Here is a 15,505-nt window from a genome sequence, read left to right as displayed (position 1 = left end):
ACGAGACAGGCAATGACGCAGGACATAAGTCCCAGCGCTCTGCAGTCCCGCAGGCCGGTCTCATGATCGGATCCGTAGCCGTGCCGGGGCGTGCGATCTTGGCTCCCATGGCGGGGATCACCGATGTCGGCATGCGTCGGATCGCTTGCCGGTTTGGTGCGCCACTGACCGTGAGCGAAATGGTGGCGGCCGCCAGCTTCACGACAGGGCAGGCCGAAACGCTGAACCGCGCCGAGGGCCGGGGCGTCGCGATCCATGTGGTCCAGATCGCGGGGCGCGAGCCGGCACCGATGGCTGAAGCGGCTCGCCTCGCTGCGGGCTTCGGCGCCGCCGTCATCGACATCAATATGGGATGTCCGGCCAAGAAGGTGACGGGCGGTTACTCGGGCTCGGCCTTGATGCGTGATCTCGATCAGGCTTGCCGTCTCATCGACGCAACCGTTCGCGCGGTCACGATTCCGGTCACGGTCAAGATGCGGCTCGGCTGGGATGCCGACAGCCTCAATGCGCCCGAGCTTGCCCGACGGGCCGAGTCACTCGGGGTCCGGTTGGTCACGGTGCATGGCCGGACCCGCAACCAATTCTATAACGGAACAGCTGATTGGGCGGCCATTCGGGCCGTCAAAGAAGCCGTGACGATCCCGGTCGTGGTCAACGGCGACTGCCATTCGGCCGCCGATGCCGTGCAGATGCTGGCGCAGTCGGGCGCCGATGCCGTCATGCTCGGACGGGCCGCGGTCGGTCGCCCCTGGCTGGTCGGACAGATCGCGGGCTTTCTGAGGACCGGTCGTCCGGTGCCGCAGCCGAGCGGCGCAGCACGCCTCGAGGCGGCTTGTGAGCATTTCGAGTCGATTATCGAGATGTTCGGACGCGACAAGGGCTTGCGGCACGCCCGCAAGCACCTCTCGGCTTATGCGCTGCATGCGGGGGGCGCACCCGCTCATCTCCGTGACAGTCTGGTGACCACGACTGATCCGGATGAGGTCCCCGCGCTTCTGTCAGCGCTTTTTCGATCCGACGAGACAACCACCACGATGGACCATGCCGCATGACCGCGCACACGACACCCTGGACGGACGGATCCGAGACGGCGGCGCGCTCTGACCTCAGCCTCGCCGCCAATGCGATTCAGGTGCTCAACGGTTTGCCCCATCCGGTCCTCGCGATCCGCGCCGATGGAACCGTGGTGGACGTCAACTCGGCCGCCGAGTCCTTCTTCGAGATGGGACGCGCCATGATGACCCGGCACAAACTCGCCGACCTCGTGCCGTTCGGGTCGCCCCTCCTGGCGTTGATCGAGCAGGTTCTCGACCGCGGCTCAGCCGTGAAAGAATACCGGGTCGACCTCGGTAATCCGCGTCTCGGGCCGGACAGAATTGTCGACATTCACGTGGCACCCATGCCGGAAGCTCGCGATGGTGTCGTGATTCTGCTTCAAGAACGCACAATTGCCGATAAAATGGACAGGCAACTTACCCATCGAGGGGCAGCCCGCTCAGTTTCTGCGCTTGCGGCGATGCTGGCTCATGAAATCAAGAACCCGCTTTCGGGCATACGGGGAGCGGCGCAATTGCTCGAAACCGCAGTCGGCGACGAGGATCGGGCTCTGACGCGCTTGATCTGCGACGAGACGGACCGGATCGTGAAGCTGGTCGACCGGATGGAAGCCTTTTCGGATATGCGGCCGACAGAACGCGAGAGCGTCAACATTCACGCCGTGCTCGACCACGTGAAGCGCGTGGCGCAGGCGGGTTTCGCCCGCCACATTCGCTTTCAGGAGAGCTATGACCCATCCTTGCCGCATGTGCTCGGCAACCGCGACCAGCTGGTTCAGGTGTTTCTCAATCTCGTAAAAAACGCGGCAGAGTCGCTGGGCGACGCGATCGATGGCGAGATTGAGCTCACGACCGCGTTCCGACCAGGGGTCCGGCTCAAGACCGCCGGCTCGTCGCACCCCGTCAGCTTGCCGCTCGAATTTTGCGTGCGCGACAATGGTCCCGGCATTCCGCCGGAGATCGCAGCCGTGCTGTTCGACCCGTTCGTGACCACGAAAGTCTCGGGAACTGGCCTTGGTCTTGCACTGGTGGCCAAGATTGTCGGCGACCATGGTGGCATCGTCGAATGCGAATCGCATCCAAGACGGACGGCGTTTCGCATTCTTATGCCGATGTATGCGGCACGGGACGGGCGCGGGTCTCAAGTCTGACGCCGCTTTTGATCCGAAGGGGTTTGTAATGACGAATGGCCATATCCTCGTTGCCGACGACGATACGGCGATCCGCACGGTTCTGAGCCAAGCCTTGGCGCGTGCTGGTTACGACGTGCGGACGACCGGCACGGCCGGCTCACTCTGGCGCTGGGTGCAAGCCGGCGAGGGCGATCTCGTCATCACCGACGTGGTGATGCCCGACGAGAACGCGTTCGAACTCCTGCCCCGGATCAAGAAGCTGCGGCCGGACCTGCCCATCATCGTGATGAGCGCGCAGAACACGTTCATGACCGCCATCAAGGCCTCCGAACGGGGCGCCTATGACTATCTCCCAAAACCTTTCGATCTGAAGGAATTGGTCGCGATCGTCGGCCGTGCGCTCAGCGAACCGGGCAAGCGAGCGCTGCCGAAGGATAATGATGATCTCGAAAACATGCCTTTGGTGGGTCGCTCGCCCGCCATGCAGGAGATTTATCGCTCGCTGGCGCGGCTGATGCAGACCGACCTGACCGTGATGATCACGGGCGAGTCGGGCACCGGCAAGGAACTCGTGGCGCGTGCGCTGCACGACTACGGCAAGCGCAAAGCTGGGCCGTTCGTCGCCATCAACATGGCGGCTATCCCGCGCGACCTGATCGAGAGCGAGCTGTTCGGTCACGAGAAGGGGGCCTTCACGGGCGCCAACACCCGCTCGGCCGGACGGTTCGAACAGGCCGAGGGCGGTACCTTGTTCCTCGACGAGATCGGCGACATGCCGATGGAGGCGCAGACGAGATTGCTGCGGGTGTTGCAGCAGGCCGAATATACGACCGTGGGTGGTCGCACCCCGATCAAGACGAACGTTCGCATCGTGGCGGCCACCAACAAGGACCTCCGCATCTCGATCCAGCAGGGTCTCTTCCGCGAGGATCTGTTCTTCCGCCTCAACGTGGTGCCGCTGCGCCTGCCGCCGCTGCGCGAACGGGCAGAAGACATCCCCGACCTTGCCCGTCACTTCTTCACCCTGGCAGCCTCCGAGGGTCTGCCGCTGAAACATCTCGATACAGACGCACAGGAGCGGCTGAAACGGTATCGTTGGCCCGGCAATATCCGTGAGCTCGAGAATCTCGTGCGGCGTCTCGCGGCGCTATACCCGCAAGAGGTGATCGGCGGTGACCTCGTCGACGCCGAACTTGCGGGGCAGGCGCCGCTGAGCAGCTTTGGCATGGAAAGCGCGCAGGCCGTGCAGACGGCCGCAACCTCCATGGTGGCCAACGCCAGCTCCGACGACGGCGGCCTGATGGGCTCTGTCGAGCGGCATCTGTCCGGCGTGTTCCGCCAACATGGCGACAACCTACCACCACCGGGCCTCTATCACCGCATTCTGCGTGAACTGGAGGTGCCGCTTATCTCGGCCGCGCTTGCGGCGACGCGCGGCAATCAGATCAAGGCCGCCGAACTTCTCGGCCTCAATCGTAACACGCTGCGAAAGAAGGTTCGGGAGCTCGATATTCGTTTGATGCGGATGCCGCGGTAACAAGCGGGACGCCATGAAAAAGGCGCGGCGGCCGCGAAGCTTGGCCGCTGCCCTCAAATCGTCGCAGTTCGGCAACACTGTCGTATAAATACAACGCATATCGGCGTAGCCTGTCCGAGTCGCAGACTCGGATACTCGAGACCCGATGGTGTTTGCGGCAGGACTGTTGATCCGGAAGGCTCTTGATTGGTGGACCAAACTGCGAGCACACCAGAGGGGACATCGACCCGACGGCCACGCCGGCGGCGTATCGCACTAAGACTCGGCCCGATCGTGGTGACGCTCGGTCTAATTTCGGCGCTCGCGACCTTCGTGGTCTTCACCGGCTATACCCCCATCCTGCCGACCGATGCGGTCGTGGTGGATGTGTTCCTCGTGAATGGCGCGATCGTGCTCGTTCTGCTCGGCCTCGTCATCGCCGAAGCGGTTCGGCTCGTGATCGCATGGCGAGCCCGCATGGCCGGCGCTCGGCTGCACCTCTATATCGTCGGTCTGTTTTGCATCACGGCCGCCGTGCCCGCCATCATCATGGCGGTGGTCGGGTCCGTGACGCTCGAACGGGGCCTGTATCCCGCCTTCATGCAGGATGTTCGCGGTTTCATCTCGCATACCGCCGATGCGGCGCGATTGTACCGCGAGACGCAATGCAATTCATTGCTGCGCGAAGCTGACCTGACGGCCTCCGATCTCGACCGGGCCAAGGTCGGCTATAACGAGCGCGCGTTCTTCCAGAATTATTTCGCGTCTCGGGTGCATTTTCTGGGATTTACCACGGCCGTCATGATGAAGAGCGACGGCTCCGTCGTCGAGAAGGTCGATACGGGCAAACCAGCTCAGATCGCGAAGCCGGAAGCGGCGGATTTCGAGGATGCCCGCAAGCGCGACCCGGTCTGCTTCGTGCTCGACTCGGGAAAGACCTTTGTGGCGCTCCGGTCGCTGCCGTCGTTCGACGATACGTTCCTGTATCTGGCTCGTCCGGTTGATCCGTTCTCAATCGAATTTTCGCGCCAAGCGACCGATATCATTGGTCTTTACGACATCTTCGATCGCCATCGCCGCAGCATCCAGGTGGCGTTCATCACGATGTATAGCCTGTTGGCCACTATCATGATGTTGTCGTCGATCTGGCTCGGCCTGTCGTTCGCCAACCAACTCGTGACCCCGATCCGTCGATTAATTCGCGCCACGGATCAGGTGTCGTCGGGCAATCTTTACGTCCAGGTTCCGGTCCGCCGCTCGGAAGGGGATTTGGGCCGGCTCGGCGAGACGTTTAACAAAATGACGTCGGAGCTTCGGGTCCAGCAGAATAAGTTGATCGTTGCCAACCGAATGAACGACGAGCGTCGGATCTTTACCGAAGCGGTGCTGTCGGGTGTTCCGGCGGCCGTCATCGGGGTCGGCAACCAAGGGCAGATTACAGTCGTCAACGCCTCGGCGCAGAAGCTTCTGTCGATTCCGGGGGCGAGGGAGCCACTTGTCGGTGCTACGATCGAATCGCTGGTGCCGGAACTCGGTCCCGTGCTGATGGAAGCGAGGGCAGGGCGGCAGCGCCTGCATCAATCGCAGATCACGCTCACGACCCTCAATCGCGAGCGGACCGTGAATGTGCGGGTGACGAACGACGTATCGGCCGCGGGTGATTACAATCATGTGGTGACGCTCGACGACATCACCGACCTGATCTCGGCGCAGCGGACCTCCGCTTGGGCCGATGTGGCCCGACGGATCGCCCACGAAATCAAAAATCCGTTGACCCCGATCCAACTCTCGGCAGAGCGCCTGAAGCGGCGCTACGGGCGCGTCATCGTCGAGGGACGTGACGTGTTCGATCAATGTATCGATACGATCGTCCGACAAGTCGATGACATCAAGCGCATGGTCGACGAGTTCTCGTCCTTCGCCCGCATGCCAAAACCCTTGCTCGAGGAGGACGACGTCCGGCCCTGCATCGAGCAGGTCCTGTTCCTGATGCGTGAAGGGCATCCGGATGTCACGTTCGTGGATCACCTTCCGGCCGATCCCGTCATCGCCAAGTTCGACCGTCGTCTCATCACGCAGGCGCTGACAAACATCACCAAAAACGCCACCGAGGGCATCGCCGCCGTCCCGGAAGACGAGCGGGGACCGGGCCAGATCGACGTCAGCTTGAGTGTCGATCACGACGGCATGGCATCGATCGATATCGTCGACAACGGGAAGGGCTTTCCGGCAGAAAACCGGCAACGTTTGCTCGAGCCTTACATGACGACTCGCGCGGATGGCACCGGGCTCGGTCTCGCGATCGTGGCCAAGATCCTCGAGGATCATGGCGGCGGCATCGAATTGCTCGATGCCGCATCGGACGGGCAATCCGTCAAGGGCGCCCGCGTTCGTCTCTTTTTCCCGGTTCTCCGGTCTCTCGGCCTACCCGAGACGGCCCGAGCCGATTCATTTTCCGAACAAGCTTGAGGATCACATGGCCACAGACATCCTGGTCGTAGACGACGAAGCCGACATTCGGGACATTGTTTCGGGCATCTTGTCCGACGAGGGTCACGGGACCAGAACGGCGCGGAACTCCGACGAGGCGCTGTCTCTCATCGGTGCGCGGCGACCCCACCTCGTGTTCCTCGACATCTGGCTGCAAGGCTCGCGCCTCGATGGTTTGCAACTGCTCGAAATCATCAAGGAGCAGCATCCAAGCTTACCGGTCGTGATGATCTCGGGTCACGGCAACATCGAAACGGCAGTGTCGGCCATCAAGATTGGGGCCTACGACTTTATTGAAAAGCCGTTCAAGGCCGATCGCTTGGTGCTCGTAGCCGACCGCGCGCTTGAGACATCGCGCCTCAAACGCGAGGTCACCGACCTCAAGATTCGCGCCTTCACGCCGAACCGGATCGTCGGCAAGTCGACCACGACCAATCAATTGCGGCAGGCGATCGAGAAGATCGGACCCGCGAATTCTCGCATCCTGATCTCCGGCGCGCCGGGCTCGGGCAAGGAACTGACCGCTCGCATGCTGCACGACGTCTCGGCCCGTGCGACCGCACCCTTCGTGGTCATCAATGCGGCGACGATCACGCCCGACATGATGGAAGTGGCGCTCTTCGGGACCGAGGGCGGCGATGGTCGCAATCGTCAGGTCGGTGCGCTGGAAGAGGCCCATGGCGGCACGCTCTATCTCGACGAGGTCGCCGACATGCCGCGTGAGACGCAGGGCAAGATCCTGCGGGTGCTGGTCGATCAAAACTTCCAGCGCGTCGGCGGATCGACGCGCGTGCATGTCGACGTTCGCATCATCTCGTCGACCAGCCGGGATCTTTCGGTGGGGATCGCCGAAGGCACGTTCCGGGAGGACCTCTTTCACCGCCTTTCCGTCGTGCCGATGCGGGTTCCGTCCCTGTCCGAGCGCCGCGAGGACATTCCCGAACTGATCGAATTCTTCATGGACCAGGTCTCATCGACGGGTGGGTTGCCGCGCCGGAAGATCGGGGCCGACGCCATGGCGGTGCTCCAGTCGCATGATTGGCCCGGCAACATTCGCCAGCTCCGCAATAATGTCGAGCGGCTGATGATCCTGGCCGGTGGCGATCTCGAGGCGGAGGTCTCGGCCGACATGTTGCCGGCTGAAATCGGGACCTTGGTGCCGGCGACCCCGAATGGGGCAGGGGGCGAGAAGCTGATGAGCCTGCCGCTGCGCGAAGCCCGTGAAGTGTTCGAGCGCGAATATCTGGTGGCGCAGATCAGCCGGTTCGGCGGCAATATTTCTAGAACGGCCGAGTTCATCGGGATGGAACGCTCCGCACTGCATCGCAAATTGAAGTCGCTCGGCATCGACTGATTGCGCGACCCGCGACCGCGAGGCAAGGTCCGGCGACGGCTGAAGGCGCAAGTTTTCCTTGCGGCTTGGCGCGTCTCTGCATCTAATGCGAATCGAGGTGCCCCGCCCCGATGCCTGCGACAGCAGCATCGCGCAATCGTGATAACAAGAGGCGGCGCCAAGAACGGAATGGAACATGGCGGCCGAACGCGCTCAAAACTTACAAGACACGTTTCTCAATTACGTGCGCAAACACAAAGTACCTTTGACCATCTTTCTTGTGAACGGCGTCAAGCTTCAGGGCGTGGTGACTTGGTTCGATAATTTTTGCGTGTTGCTTCGCCGCGACGGCCACTCGCAACTTGTCTACAAGCACGCCATATCAACGATCATGCCGGGTCATCCGATCCAGATGTTCGAAACGCCGGACGAAACGGTCCCATCCTGATTGGATTGTCGTCCTGAGCCGTGAAGTAGGTCACTCAATCTGTCAAACCATCCGCTGATCGAAACAGGTCTTTCGCATTTTGCCGATGCCGAGCGAGCAACGGCATCAGCCACCCGGGCCCTCGTGGTCGGCCCCTATCTCAGCCAGAAGCGCCGCAATGGCGCTGCAGGGTCATCTCGTCTTCCCGAGGCACGCTTGGCTGAGGCCGTCGGCCTCGCCGGAGCGATCGATCTCGATATCGCGGGCGCGCTGATCGTCAATCTGCCCGAGATCCGGCCTGCGACCTATCTCGGCAAAGGCAAGGTCGAGGAGATCGCGGAACTCGTTGTAGACGAAGAAGCAAACCTTGTGATCATGGATTGCGCCCTGTCGCCGGTGCAACAGCGCAATCTCGAGAAGGAGTTTGGCGCACAGATCATCGACCGGACCGGATTGATCCTCGAAATCTTTGGACGTCGTGCAAGAACACGAGAAGGATCTCTGCAGGTCGAACTCGCGCATCTCGCTTATCAAAAGTCGCGTCTTGTGCGGTCCTGGACTCATCTGGAGCGCCAACGCGGCGGCTTCGGGTTTCTCGGCGGACCGGGCGAAACGCAGATCGAGACCGACCGGCGCATGATCGAGGAGCGCATGGCGCGCATCGAGCAGGATCTCGACAAGGTCAAGCGGACCCGGTCGCTCAACCGCAAGAGCCGCTCGGATGTGCCCTATCCCGTCGTGGCGCTGGTTGGCTACACCAATGCCGGCAAATCGACGCTGTTCAATCGGCTGACCGAGGCCGACGTCATGGCGGACGACATGCTGTTTGCGACGCTCGATCCGACGCTCCGCCTGCTCAAGCTGCCGCATCGCGGCAAGGCCGTCCTGTCCGACACGGTGGGGTTCATTTCCGACCTGCCCACCATGTTGGTGTCGTCGTTCCGCGCCACTCTCGAAGAGGTGATTTCGGCCGACGTCATCCTCCACGTCCGTGACATCTCGCATGAAGACACCGACGCGCAGAGCGCCGACGTCGTCTCGATTCTCCATGATCTTGGCGTCGACGCCGAAGACCATCACCGCCTCATCGAGGTCTGGAACAAAGTCGATCTTCTTGACGCTGAACGGCGTGAGGGTCTGCTCGACAACGCGGCGCATCGTCCCATCGAGCTTCGCCCGATCGTTATATCGGCTTTGACCGGAGACGGGACGCAGGGTTTGCTGGAGGCTGTCGAGGCCCGCCTTGCGACGGGTCGCCACACCTATGTCGTGACGTTAGAGCCAGCGGACGGGAAGGGCCTTAACTGGCTTTACGAGCATGCCGAGACCATAGGCCGCGAGGATGATGAGGATGGGACGATCCGGCTGACGGTTCGGATCCAGGCCGAGCGGGCGGAACAACTGCATAGCCGCTTCACCGATGTGGTGCCGAGCCTCGCCGTCGAGCCGATCGAGACAACGCAAGCAGCGGGCTGGTCGCCAATCCCGGAGCGGTCGCCCGCTTAGACCCGCTTTACGCAGGGTGAGGGCGTGCGTTCGATCGCCTTCGCGTCGCCCCAGAGGGCTTCCATCTCATCGAGGCTCGCATCAGCGAGAGATGACCCCTGGGAGCCGAGCGTCCGTTCGATGTAACCGAACCGCCGTTCGAATTTAGCGTTGGTGCCGCGCAAGGCCGTATCGGCATCGATCCCAGCATGCCGAGCGAGATTGACGACCGCAAAGAGAAGGTCGCCGATCTCGTCCTGTTGCGCCGCTGTGCCGGATGAGGTCAGTGCGACCCGCACCTCGTCCAGCTCCTCGGCGATCTTTGCGATGACGGCGCCCGTATCGTTCCAGTCGAACCCGACGGTCGAGGCCTTTGCTTGAAGTTTCAGGGCGCGGAGGAGCGGAGGAAAGTTTTTAGGAATGTCGTCCAGAAGCGCTGCCGGCGCCTCGGGAGCAGGGCGCTTGTCAATCCGGTCGGCTTTCTCGCGAGCTTTGATGTCGGCCCAGAGGGTCTTCACCTCAGCGGGGGTCAGCTTCTCGACGTTTCCGAAGACATGCGGATGGCGTTGGATCAGCTTGGTGGTGATGGCCTCGACGACGCCGCCGAAATCGAACGAGCCTTCTTCTTCCGCGATCCTCGCGTGAAACACCACCTGAAGCAGCAAGTCTCCGAGTTCGTCGCGAAGGTCCTGTCGATCATCGCGCTCGATCGCGTCGACGACCTCAAACGCTTCTTCGATCGTGTAGGGCGCGATCGAAGCGAAATCCTGTACGAGATCCCATGGGCAACCCGTGCCGGGTGTTCTGAGCGCTGCCATGATGTCGAGCAGGCGAGAGATGTCCCGCGAAGGGCTCATGATGGCTCGTTCGTTGACGAAAGCAGACAGCGGAGCATGCGCCGGTTTGCGCGCTCCGACCAACAGAGGCAGAACTCTCGAGGCCAAAGCACGATTGCGAGCAGGTGCTGAGGCATGCTGGCGAGGGCCAGCATGCGGACAAATCGGCGATTTAGTCGACCGAGATCGAAAGTGCTTCGCGACCCTTTGGGGTATCGACGACGCGCATGTTGACCGGCTGGCCCTCGGCGAGATGCGACAGACCGGCCGGACCGAGGATCGAGATGTGCACGAACACATCCTTGCCACCGTCGTTGCTCGACACGAAGCCGAAGCCCTTGGTGTCGTCGAACCACTTGACCTTGCCGGACACTTCGATCGCGGTCGACGGATCCGGAGCACGACGAGGCGCGCGCGGGGCGTCGAACGACCGTTGCGGTGCACGCTCCTGAGCGCCAGCCGTATCGACTTCGATGACCCGGGTCACCTGTGCGCCCTTGGCGCCATTGCCGACATGGACCTTCAGCTTCGCGCCGGGCGGGACCGTCTCGAAACCAGCGGACTGGAGAGCACCGATATGCAGGAAGGCGTCGCCGGCGCCGTTCGACAGTTCAACAAAGCCAAAGCCCTTGTCGGACTTGAACCACTTGACGACCGCATCGACAACAGGACCCGTCGGTGCCGGGGACGACATTTCGCCGCCAAAGCCGCCACCGCCAGCAGGTGCGCCGCCGAAGCCGCCGCCGCCAAAGCTCCGAGCTGGGCGGGTCGTGCGCGTATCATAGGGGGAGGGTCCATCGTCGTCGAAACCACGCTTCTTAGGACCCCGAAAATCTCTGCCTTTGCTCATCTTACCTGCTCGTGTCTGCCGTTTAGTATCTGTTCGCCCACTCTAATCGCCACAGCACCACATGCTCACGTGTCGAAGACCAGCCGGCCCGGCCACACCCGCCCGCCCAAGCTGCGTCCCAGCCGGGGTCTAGAATAAAGAAATGGCCGTTTGCCTTCTTGACATAACCGCAGGCCAATGCAAGTCGGTTTCGCTTAGATCGGCCACATTTCGACCAAGGGTGCGGTGTCGCGAGCAGGCCTGACAGCCACGTTTTCGGTCGATCCAAATCCGCGATGCAACTCAGCTTTAACCAGTTTCGCTTCTGATCCATAGGATCCGTCGTGTCGCCGGGAGGGCGTGCCATCCGCCATCGAGCCATTTTGTCGCTGATTGGAATTGCCGTTTCGCTCGGCGGTTGCGGCTTGTCTCCCATGGGTGGTTTGCAACTCAGCGACCGAGAATGTTTGACCCGGGCGATGTATTTCGAATCCAATCGATCCAGCCCTGATGGCATGCTGGCGGTTGGCACGACCGTGATGAACCGCGTCGCGGCTCCTGGCTATCCCAAGACGGTCTGTGGGGTGGTCGGCCAGCGCAACCAATATGCAGAGGGCGTGCTCAGCAAGCCGATGTCGCCTCGTGAACGGGACCGGATCGCGCAGGTCGCGGATGCGGTTCTGGCGGGCCAGCGGCACCCGCAAGTCGGGAGCGCCATGTTCTTCCATACAGCGGGCCTGACGTTCCCTTATACGAACATGCACTATGTCGCGGTGGCGGGCGGCAATGCTTTCTACGAGAAGCGAGCGCCGGAACGGGGTGCGCCGAGCGGCTATGCCGGTTTCCAGCAGCCGACGGCGCTGCTGGCTATGAATGCCGACCCGGCCCGGGTCGCGGACCCATTCAAGGCGACATCACACGTCGGTGGCGACGCACCGACGCTCGACGCTCCGGTCCACAGGGCAACGCGGTTGGCTGTCGCGCCGCCGATGACCATCGCGCCTCCGATGTCGATCGTTGCCGTGGCGAGGAGCCCGAACAGTCGGCCCAGTGAGGCGAAACCGCGAAGCATCGATGATCTGCTGCTCACATCGACCCAGAGCCCAGCAGTCCGAGGCTTCAATCCTTCCTAGCGACGGCGATGCCATCAGCAGGGTGGTGCAATCACAAAGCGGATTCGCATAAGGTATATTATGGAACCTAACCGACATCTCGATCAGACGGCTCGGAGCATCGTTCCCACTGTCATGCCATCATAGGCCGGCTCGACATGGTCCGGCACTTCGCCGATCAACGTCCGGTAGTCGAGGTCGTTATGCAGGTTGGTCAGGATGGCGCGCGTCGGCTGCATCCGCGCGATCCAGTCCAACGCCTCACGGAGTGAGAAATGGCTGGGGTGGCTCGTGTAGCGCAAGGCATCGATGATCCAGAGATCGAGCGCCACGAGATGCGTGACGCTCTCGTCCGGGATGGCATTGACGTCGGGCGTATAGGCCGTATCGCCGACCCGCAACCCGAGCGCATCGATCTCACCATGTTCGAGCCGAAACGGCATGATCTCGATGCGGCCGCCTGGACCGTCGATCGAGAAGGCCACGCCAGCCTCGATCCGGGTCTCGTCCAGTAGCGGCGGATAAAGGCTCCCGGCCGGCGTCTCGAAAATATAGCCGAAGCTCTGCCGAACGATGGCGGCTGTCGCTTCATCCATGTGAATAGCGATGCGGCGTCGCATATGCAGCACCAGCGCGCGCACGTCGTCGATGCCGTGGGTATGATCGGCGTGTGGGTGCGTCAGGACGATCCCGTCCAGGCGCTCGACACCGGCTCGCAACAATTGCTCGCGCAAATCCGGCGAGGTGTCGACCAGCACGCTGGTCTTGAGTCCAGCCGCATTAGTCCGTTCGATCAGGATCGAGCAGCGTTGGCGCCGGTTGCGCGGCTCGTTCGGATCACAGGCACCCCAACCCTGGCCGACGCGCGGCACGCCGCCCGACGACCCACAGCCAAGGATCGTCACCGTGACGCTCACGCGGCCGCCCGCGCAGGCAGCGGCGGCATCTTGGAAAAAAGGCGCAGCACGTTGGCGTTGGTTGCCGCGCCAAAGGCGTCAAGCTCAAGGCCCTTCAGCTCGGCCAGCACGGCGGCTGTGCGAACCACATAGGCGGGTTCATTGCGCTTGCCGCGATGCGGAACAGGACTGAGGAACGGCGCGTCGGTTTCGACCAACATTCGGTCGACCGGCACATCGCGCGCGATGTCGCGCAAATCCTGTGATCCCTTGAAGGTCAAGACCCCCGAAAACGACACATAAAGGCCGAGGTCCAGGCCGGTCTGGGCCAGGGCGCGGGAGGAGGTGAAGCAATGCAGCACCGCCGTGAAGCGGCCCTGCCCCATCTCGTCGCGCAGGATCATGGCCATGTCGTCGTCGGCCTCGCGCGAATGGATCACCAACGGCAAACCCGTCTCGCGTGCAGCCGCGATATGGGTGCGAAACACGCGTTCGGCGATGTCGCGCGGGACATCGTCGTAATGGTAATCCAGCCCAGCTTCGCCAATCGCAACGCATTTCGGATGGCGCGATAGATCGATCAGCCGCGTGACAGCAACGTCAGGCTCCTCGTTGGCCTGGTTCGGATGAGTCCCGACCGTGCAGAACACATCGTCGTAGCGCTCGGCGATCGACCGGATCGCATCGAACCGCTCGACGCGCGTCGAAATGGTGATCAAGCGCTCGACGCCCGCGGCGCGCGCGCGCGCCACAATAGCGTCCCGTTCTACCTCGAAATCGGGAAAATCCAGGTGGCAATGGCTATCGATCAACATCAGGCCGCCGTCGCGCTGCCGGGAGGCGCCGCCTCCGGTTCGACATAGCGCGGGAAGATCGCGACGGGAGACGGCAGCGGCGTTCCACTCTGCAATTGGTGCTCGACCGTCGCGTCCGAGAAATTGCGGGCGCTGGGCGCGACTCCGAGCAGATCGAGCAATCGCTCCATCGAGGCCGGCATGAAGGGCTGCACCAGGAGCGCGATGACCCGCAGCACTTCCGCGGTGACGTAGAGGACAGTCGCCATCCGCTCGGGATCGCTCTTGCGCTTGATCCAAGGCTCCTCGGATGCAAAGTAACGATTGGCTTCTGCGACCACCTGCCAGATGTCGGCCAGCATCTGATGCAAGGCAAAGTCGCGCAACGCCGCCCTTACCGTGCCGGGCAGGCCATAGGCGGCATCCAGCAAAGCCTGATCGGCCTCGCTGAGCAGCACGTGACGCGGCACCACGCCCTCGCAGTTCTTGCCGATCATGGACAGCGACCGTTGCGCCAGATTGCCGAGATCGTTGGCAAGATCCGCATTGATGCGATTGACGATCGCCTCATGCGAGTAATTACCGTCCTGACCGAACGGCACCTCGCGGAGGAAGAAATACCGGATCGGATCGACCCCATAGGTGTCGATCAGCGTCACCGGATCGACCACGTTGCCGGTCGATTTCGACATTTTTTCGCCGCGGTTGAACAGGAACCCGTGCACCACGATCTGTCGCGGCACCGGCAGGTCGGCCGACATCAAAAACGCCGGCCAGAAGACGGCATGAAAGCGTGTGATGTCCTTGCCGATCACATGCGCCTGCGCCGGCCAAAACCGGGCGCGCTCGGCAGAAGCATCCGGAAAACCCGTCCCGGTCAGATAGTTGGTCAACGCATCGACCCACACATACATGACATGCGCCGGATCACCGGGAACCGGCACACCCCAATCAAAGGTCGTGCGGCTGATCGACAAATCGGTGAGGCCCCGCCGGACGAAGCTGACAACTTCATTGCGATATTTATCTGGCACGATAAAATTGGGCTGCTTGTCGTATAGCGTCAGCAGCCGGTCGCCATAACTAGAGAGGCGGAAGAAATAGCTTGCCTCCTCGACCCATTCGACTGGCGTTCCGGTCGGCGCGAGTTTCTTGCCCTCTGGCCCGAGCACGAGGTCGCCTTCGTCGTAATAGGCTTCGTCTCGGATCGAATACCAGCCCGCGTAGGTGGATTGGTAGATGTCGCCCTTCTCTTGCATCCGCCGCCAGATCTCCTGCGCAGCGATGCGATGACGATCCTCGGTGGTGCGCACAATATCGTCGGCCCGCGCATTGAGAAGAGTCGCGACGCTTTCGAACTGCCGAGCGGTGCGATCCGCTAAGGCTTGCGGCGTCAAGTCGAGACGGGCCGCCGTCTGCTGCATCTTCTGGCCATGCTCGTCCATGCCGGTCAGGAACAGCACGTCATAACCGTCGAGCCGCTTGCTGCGCGCGATGACGTCGGCCGCGATCCGCTCGTAAGCATGGCCGATGTGCGGTGCACCATTGGCGTAAGGAATAGCAGTGGTGATGTAAAAGCTCGGACGAGCAGCCATGTTC

Annotated in this window: 12 protein-coding genes and 1 pseudogene; 8 read left to right on the top strand and 5 right to left on the bottom strand. The window is 62.2% G+C overall.

All coding sequences use genetic code 11. The annotated features are described in order from the left end of the window. The first annotated feature begins 62 nt into the window (after positions 1-62). From dusB to hflX, 7 genes are all read left to right on the top strand, one after another. A complete protein-coding gene (gene dusB / locus EY713_RS16320; RefSeq protein WP_170314084.1) occupies positions 63-1,052 on the top strand; it encodes a tRNA dihydrouridine synthase DusB in 990 nt (329 codons plus the stop codon). Beyond that, a complete protein-coding gene (locus tag EY713_RS16315) occupies positions 1,049-2,206 on the top strand; it encodes a two-component system sensor histidine kinase NtrB (protein WP_131116749.1) in 1,158 nt (385 codons plus the stop codon). The genes dusB and EY713_RS16315 overlap by 4 nt, the downstream gene beginning before the upstream one ends. 28 nt (positions 2,207-2,234) lie before the next feature. After that, positions 2,235-3,725, top strand: a complete 1,491-nt coding sequence (gene ntrC, locus EY713_RS16310) for a nitrogen regulation protein NR(I) (RefSeq protein WP_131116746.1) — start codon at positions 2,235-2,237, stop codon at positions 3,723-3,725. A 276-nt stretch (positions 3,726-4,001) separates the two neighbouring features. Then, positions 4,002-6,173, top strand: a complete 2,172-nt coding sequence (locus EY713_RS16305) for a sensor histidine kinase NtrY-like (RefSeq protein WP_245572756.1) — start codon at positions 4,002-4,004, stop codon at positions 6,171-6,173. 7 nt (positions 6,174-6,180) lie between these two features. Then, positions 6,181-7,548, top strand: a complete 1,368-nt coding sequence (gene ntrX, locus EY713_RS16300) for a nitrogen assimilation response regulator NtrX (RefSeq protein ID WP_131116740.1) — start codon at positions 6,181-6,183, stop codon at positions 7,546-7,548. Positions 7,549-7,723: 175 nt separating this feature from the next. Continuing rightward, positions 7,724-7,975 (top strand): RNA chaperone Hfq, encoded by a 252-nt coding sequence (gene hfq, locus EY713_RS16295; RefSeq protein WP_131116736.1) that lies wholly within the window; start codon positions 7,724-7,726, stop codon positions 7,973-7,975. A gap of 54 nt (positions 7,976-8,029) precedes the next feature. Beyond that, positions 8,030-9,460 carry a GTPase HflX gene (hflX, locus tag EY713_RS16290; RefSeq protein ID WP_131116733.1) on the top strand — a complete coding sequence of 477 codons (1,431 nt, stop codon included), beginning with the start codon at positions 8,030-8,032 and terminating at the stop codon, positions 9,458-9,460. On the opposite strand, the gene mazG is transcribed toward hflX, so the two are convergent. Continuing rightward, complete coding sequence (gene mazG / locus EY713_RS16285) at positions 9,457-10,296, bottom strand: nucleoside triphosphate pyrophosphohydrolase (protein WP_131116730.1); 840 nt, start codon at positions 10,294-10,296, stop codon at positions 9,457-9,459. The genes hflX and mazG overlap by 4 nt on opposite strands. A 151-nt stretch (positions 10,297-10,447) precedes the next feature. Continuing rightward, entirely contained in the window at positions 10,448-11,125 is a 678-nt protein-coding gene (locus EY713_RS16280; protein ID WP_131116727.1) for a cold-shock protein, read from the bottom strand. A gap of 413 nt (positions 11,126-11,538) precedes the next feature. Between EY713_RS16280 and EY713_RS23230 the strand changes: the two are divergent. After that, positions 11,539-11,910: pseudogene (locus tag EY713_RS23230) on the top strand (cell wall hydrolase); the annotation flags it as partial. Between the two features lie 410 nt (positions 11,911-12,320). On the opposite strand, the gene EY713_RS16270 reads toward EY713_RS23230, so the two are convergent. The 3 genes from EY713_RS16270 to metG are packed head-to-tail and all read right to left on the bottom strand — an operon-like array spanning position 12,321 to position 15,501. Then, on the bottom strand, positions 12,321-13,133 hold the full coding sequence (locus EY713_RS16270; RefSeq protein ID WP_131116724.1) for an MBL fold metallo-hydrolase: 813 nt from the start codon (positions 13,131-13,133) through the stop codon (positions 12,321-12,323). Continuing rightward, positions 13,130-13,927, bottom strand: coding sequence for a TatD family hydrolase (locus EY713_RS16265; protein ID WP_131116722.1), 798 nt, complete (start codon positions 13,925-13,927; stop codon positions 13,130-13,132). Before EY713_RS16265 ends, EY713_RS16270 begins: the two co-directional genes overlap by 4 nt. Further along, positions 13,927-15,501 (bottom strand): methionine--tRNA ligase, encoded by a 1,575-nt coding sequence (gene metG, locus EY713_RS16260; RefSeq protein WP_131116719.1) that lies wholly within the window; start codon positions 15,499-15,501, stop codon positions 13,927-13,929. Before metG ends, EY713_RS16265 begins: the two co-directional genes overlap by 1 nt. Positions 15,502-15,505 lie beyond the last annotated feature (4 nt).

The organism is Lichenihabitans psoromatis, from assembly GCF_004323635.1.
GTDB lineage: Bacteria > Pseudomonadota > Alphaproteobacteria > Rhizobiales > Beijerinckiaceae > Lichenihabitans > Lichenihabitans psoromatis.
Note: the sequence above shows the minus strand (reverse complement) of the source record. Positions and strands in the feature narration are given on the sequence as shown.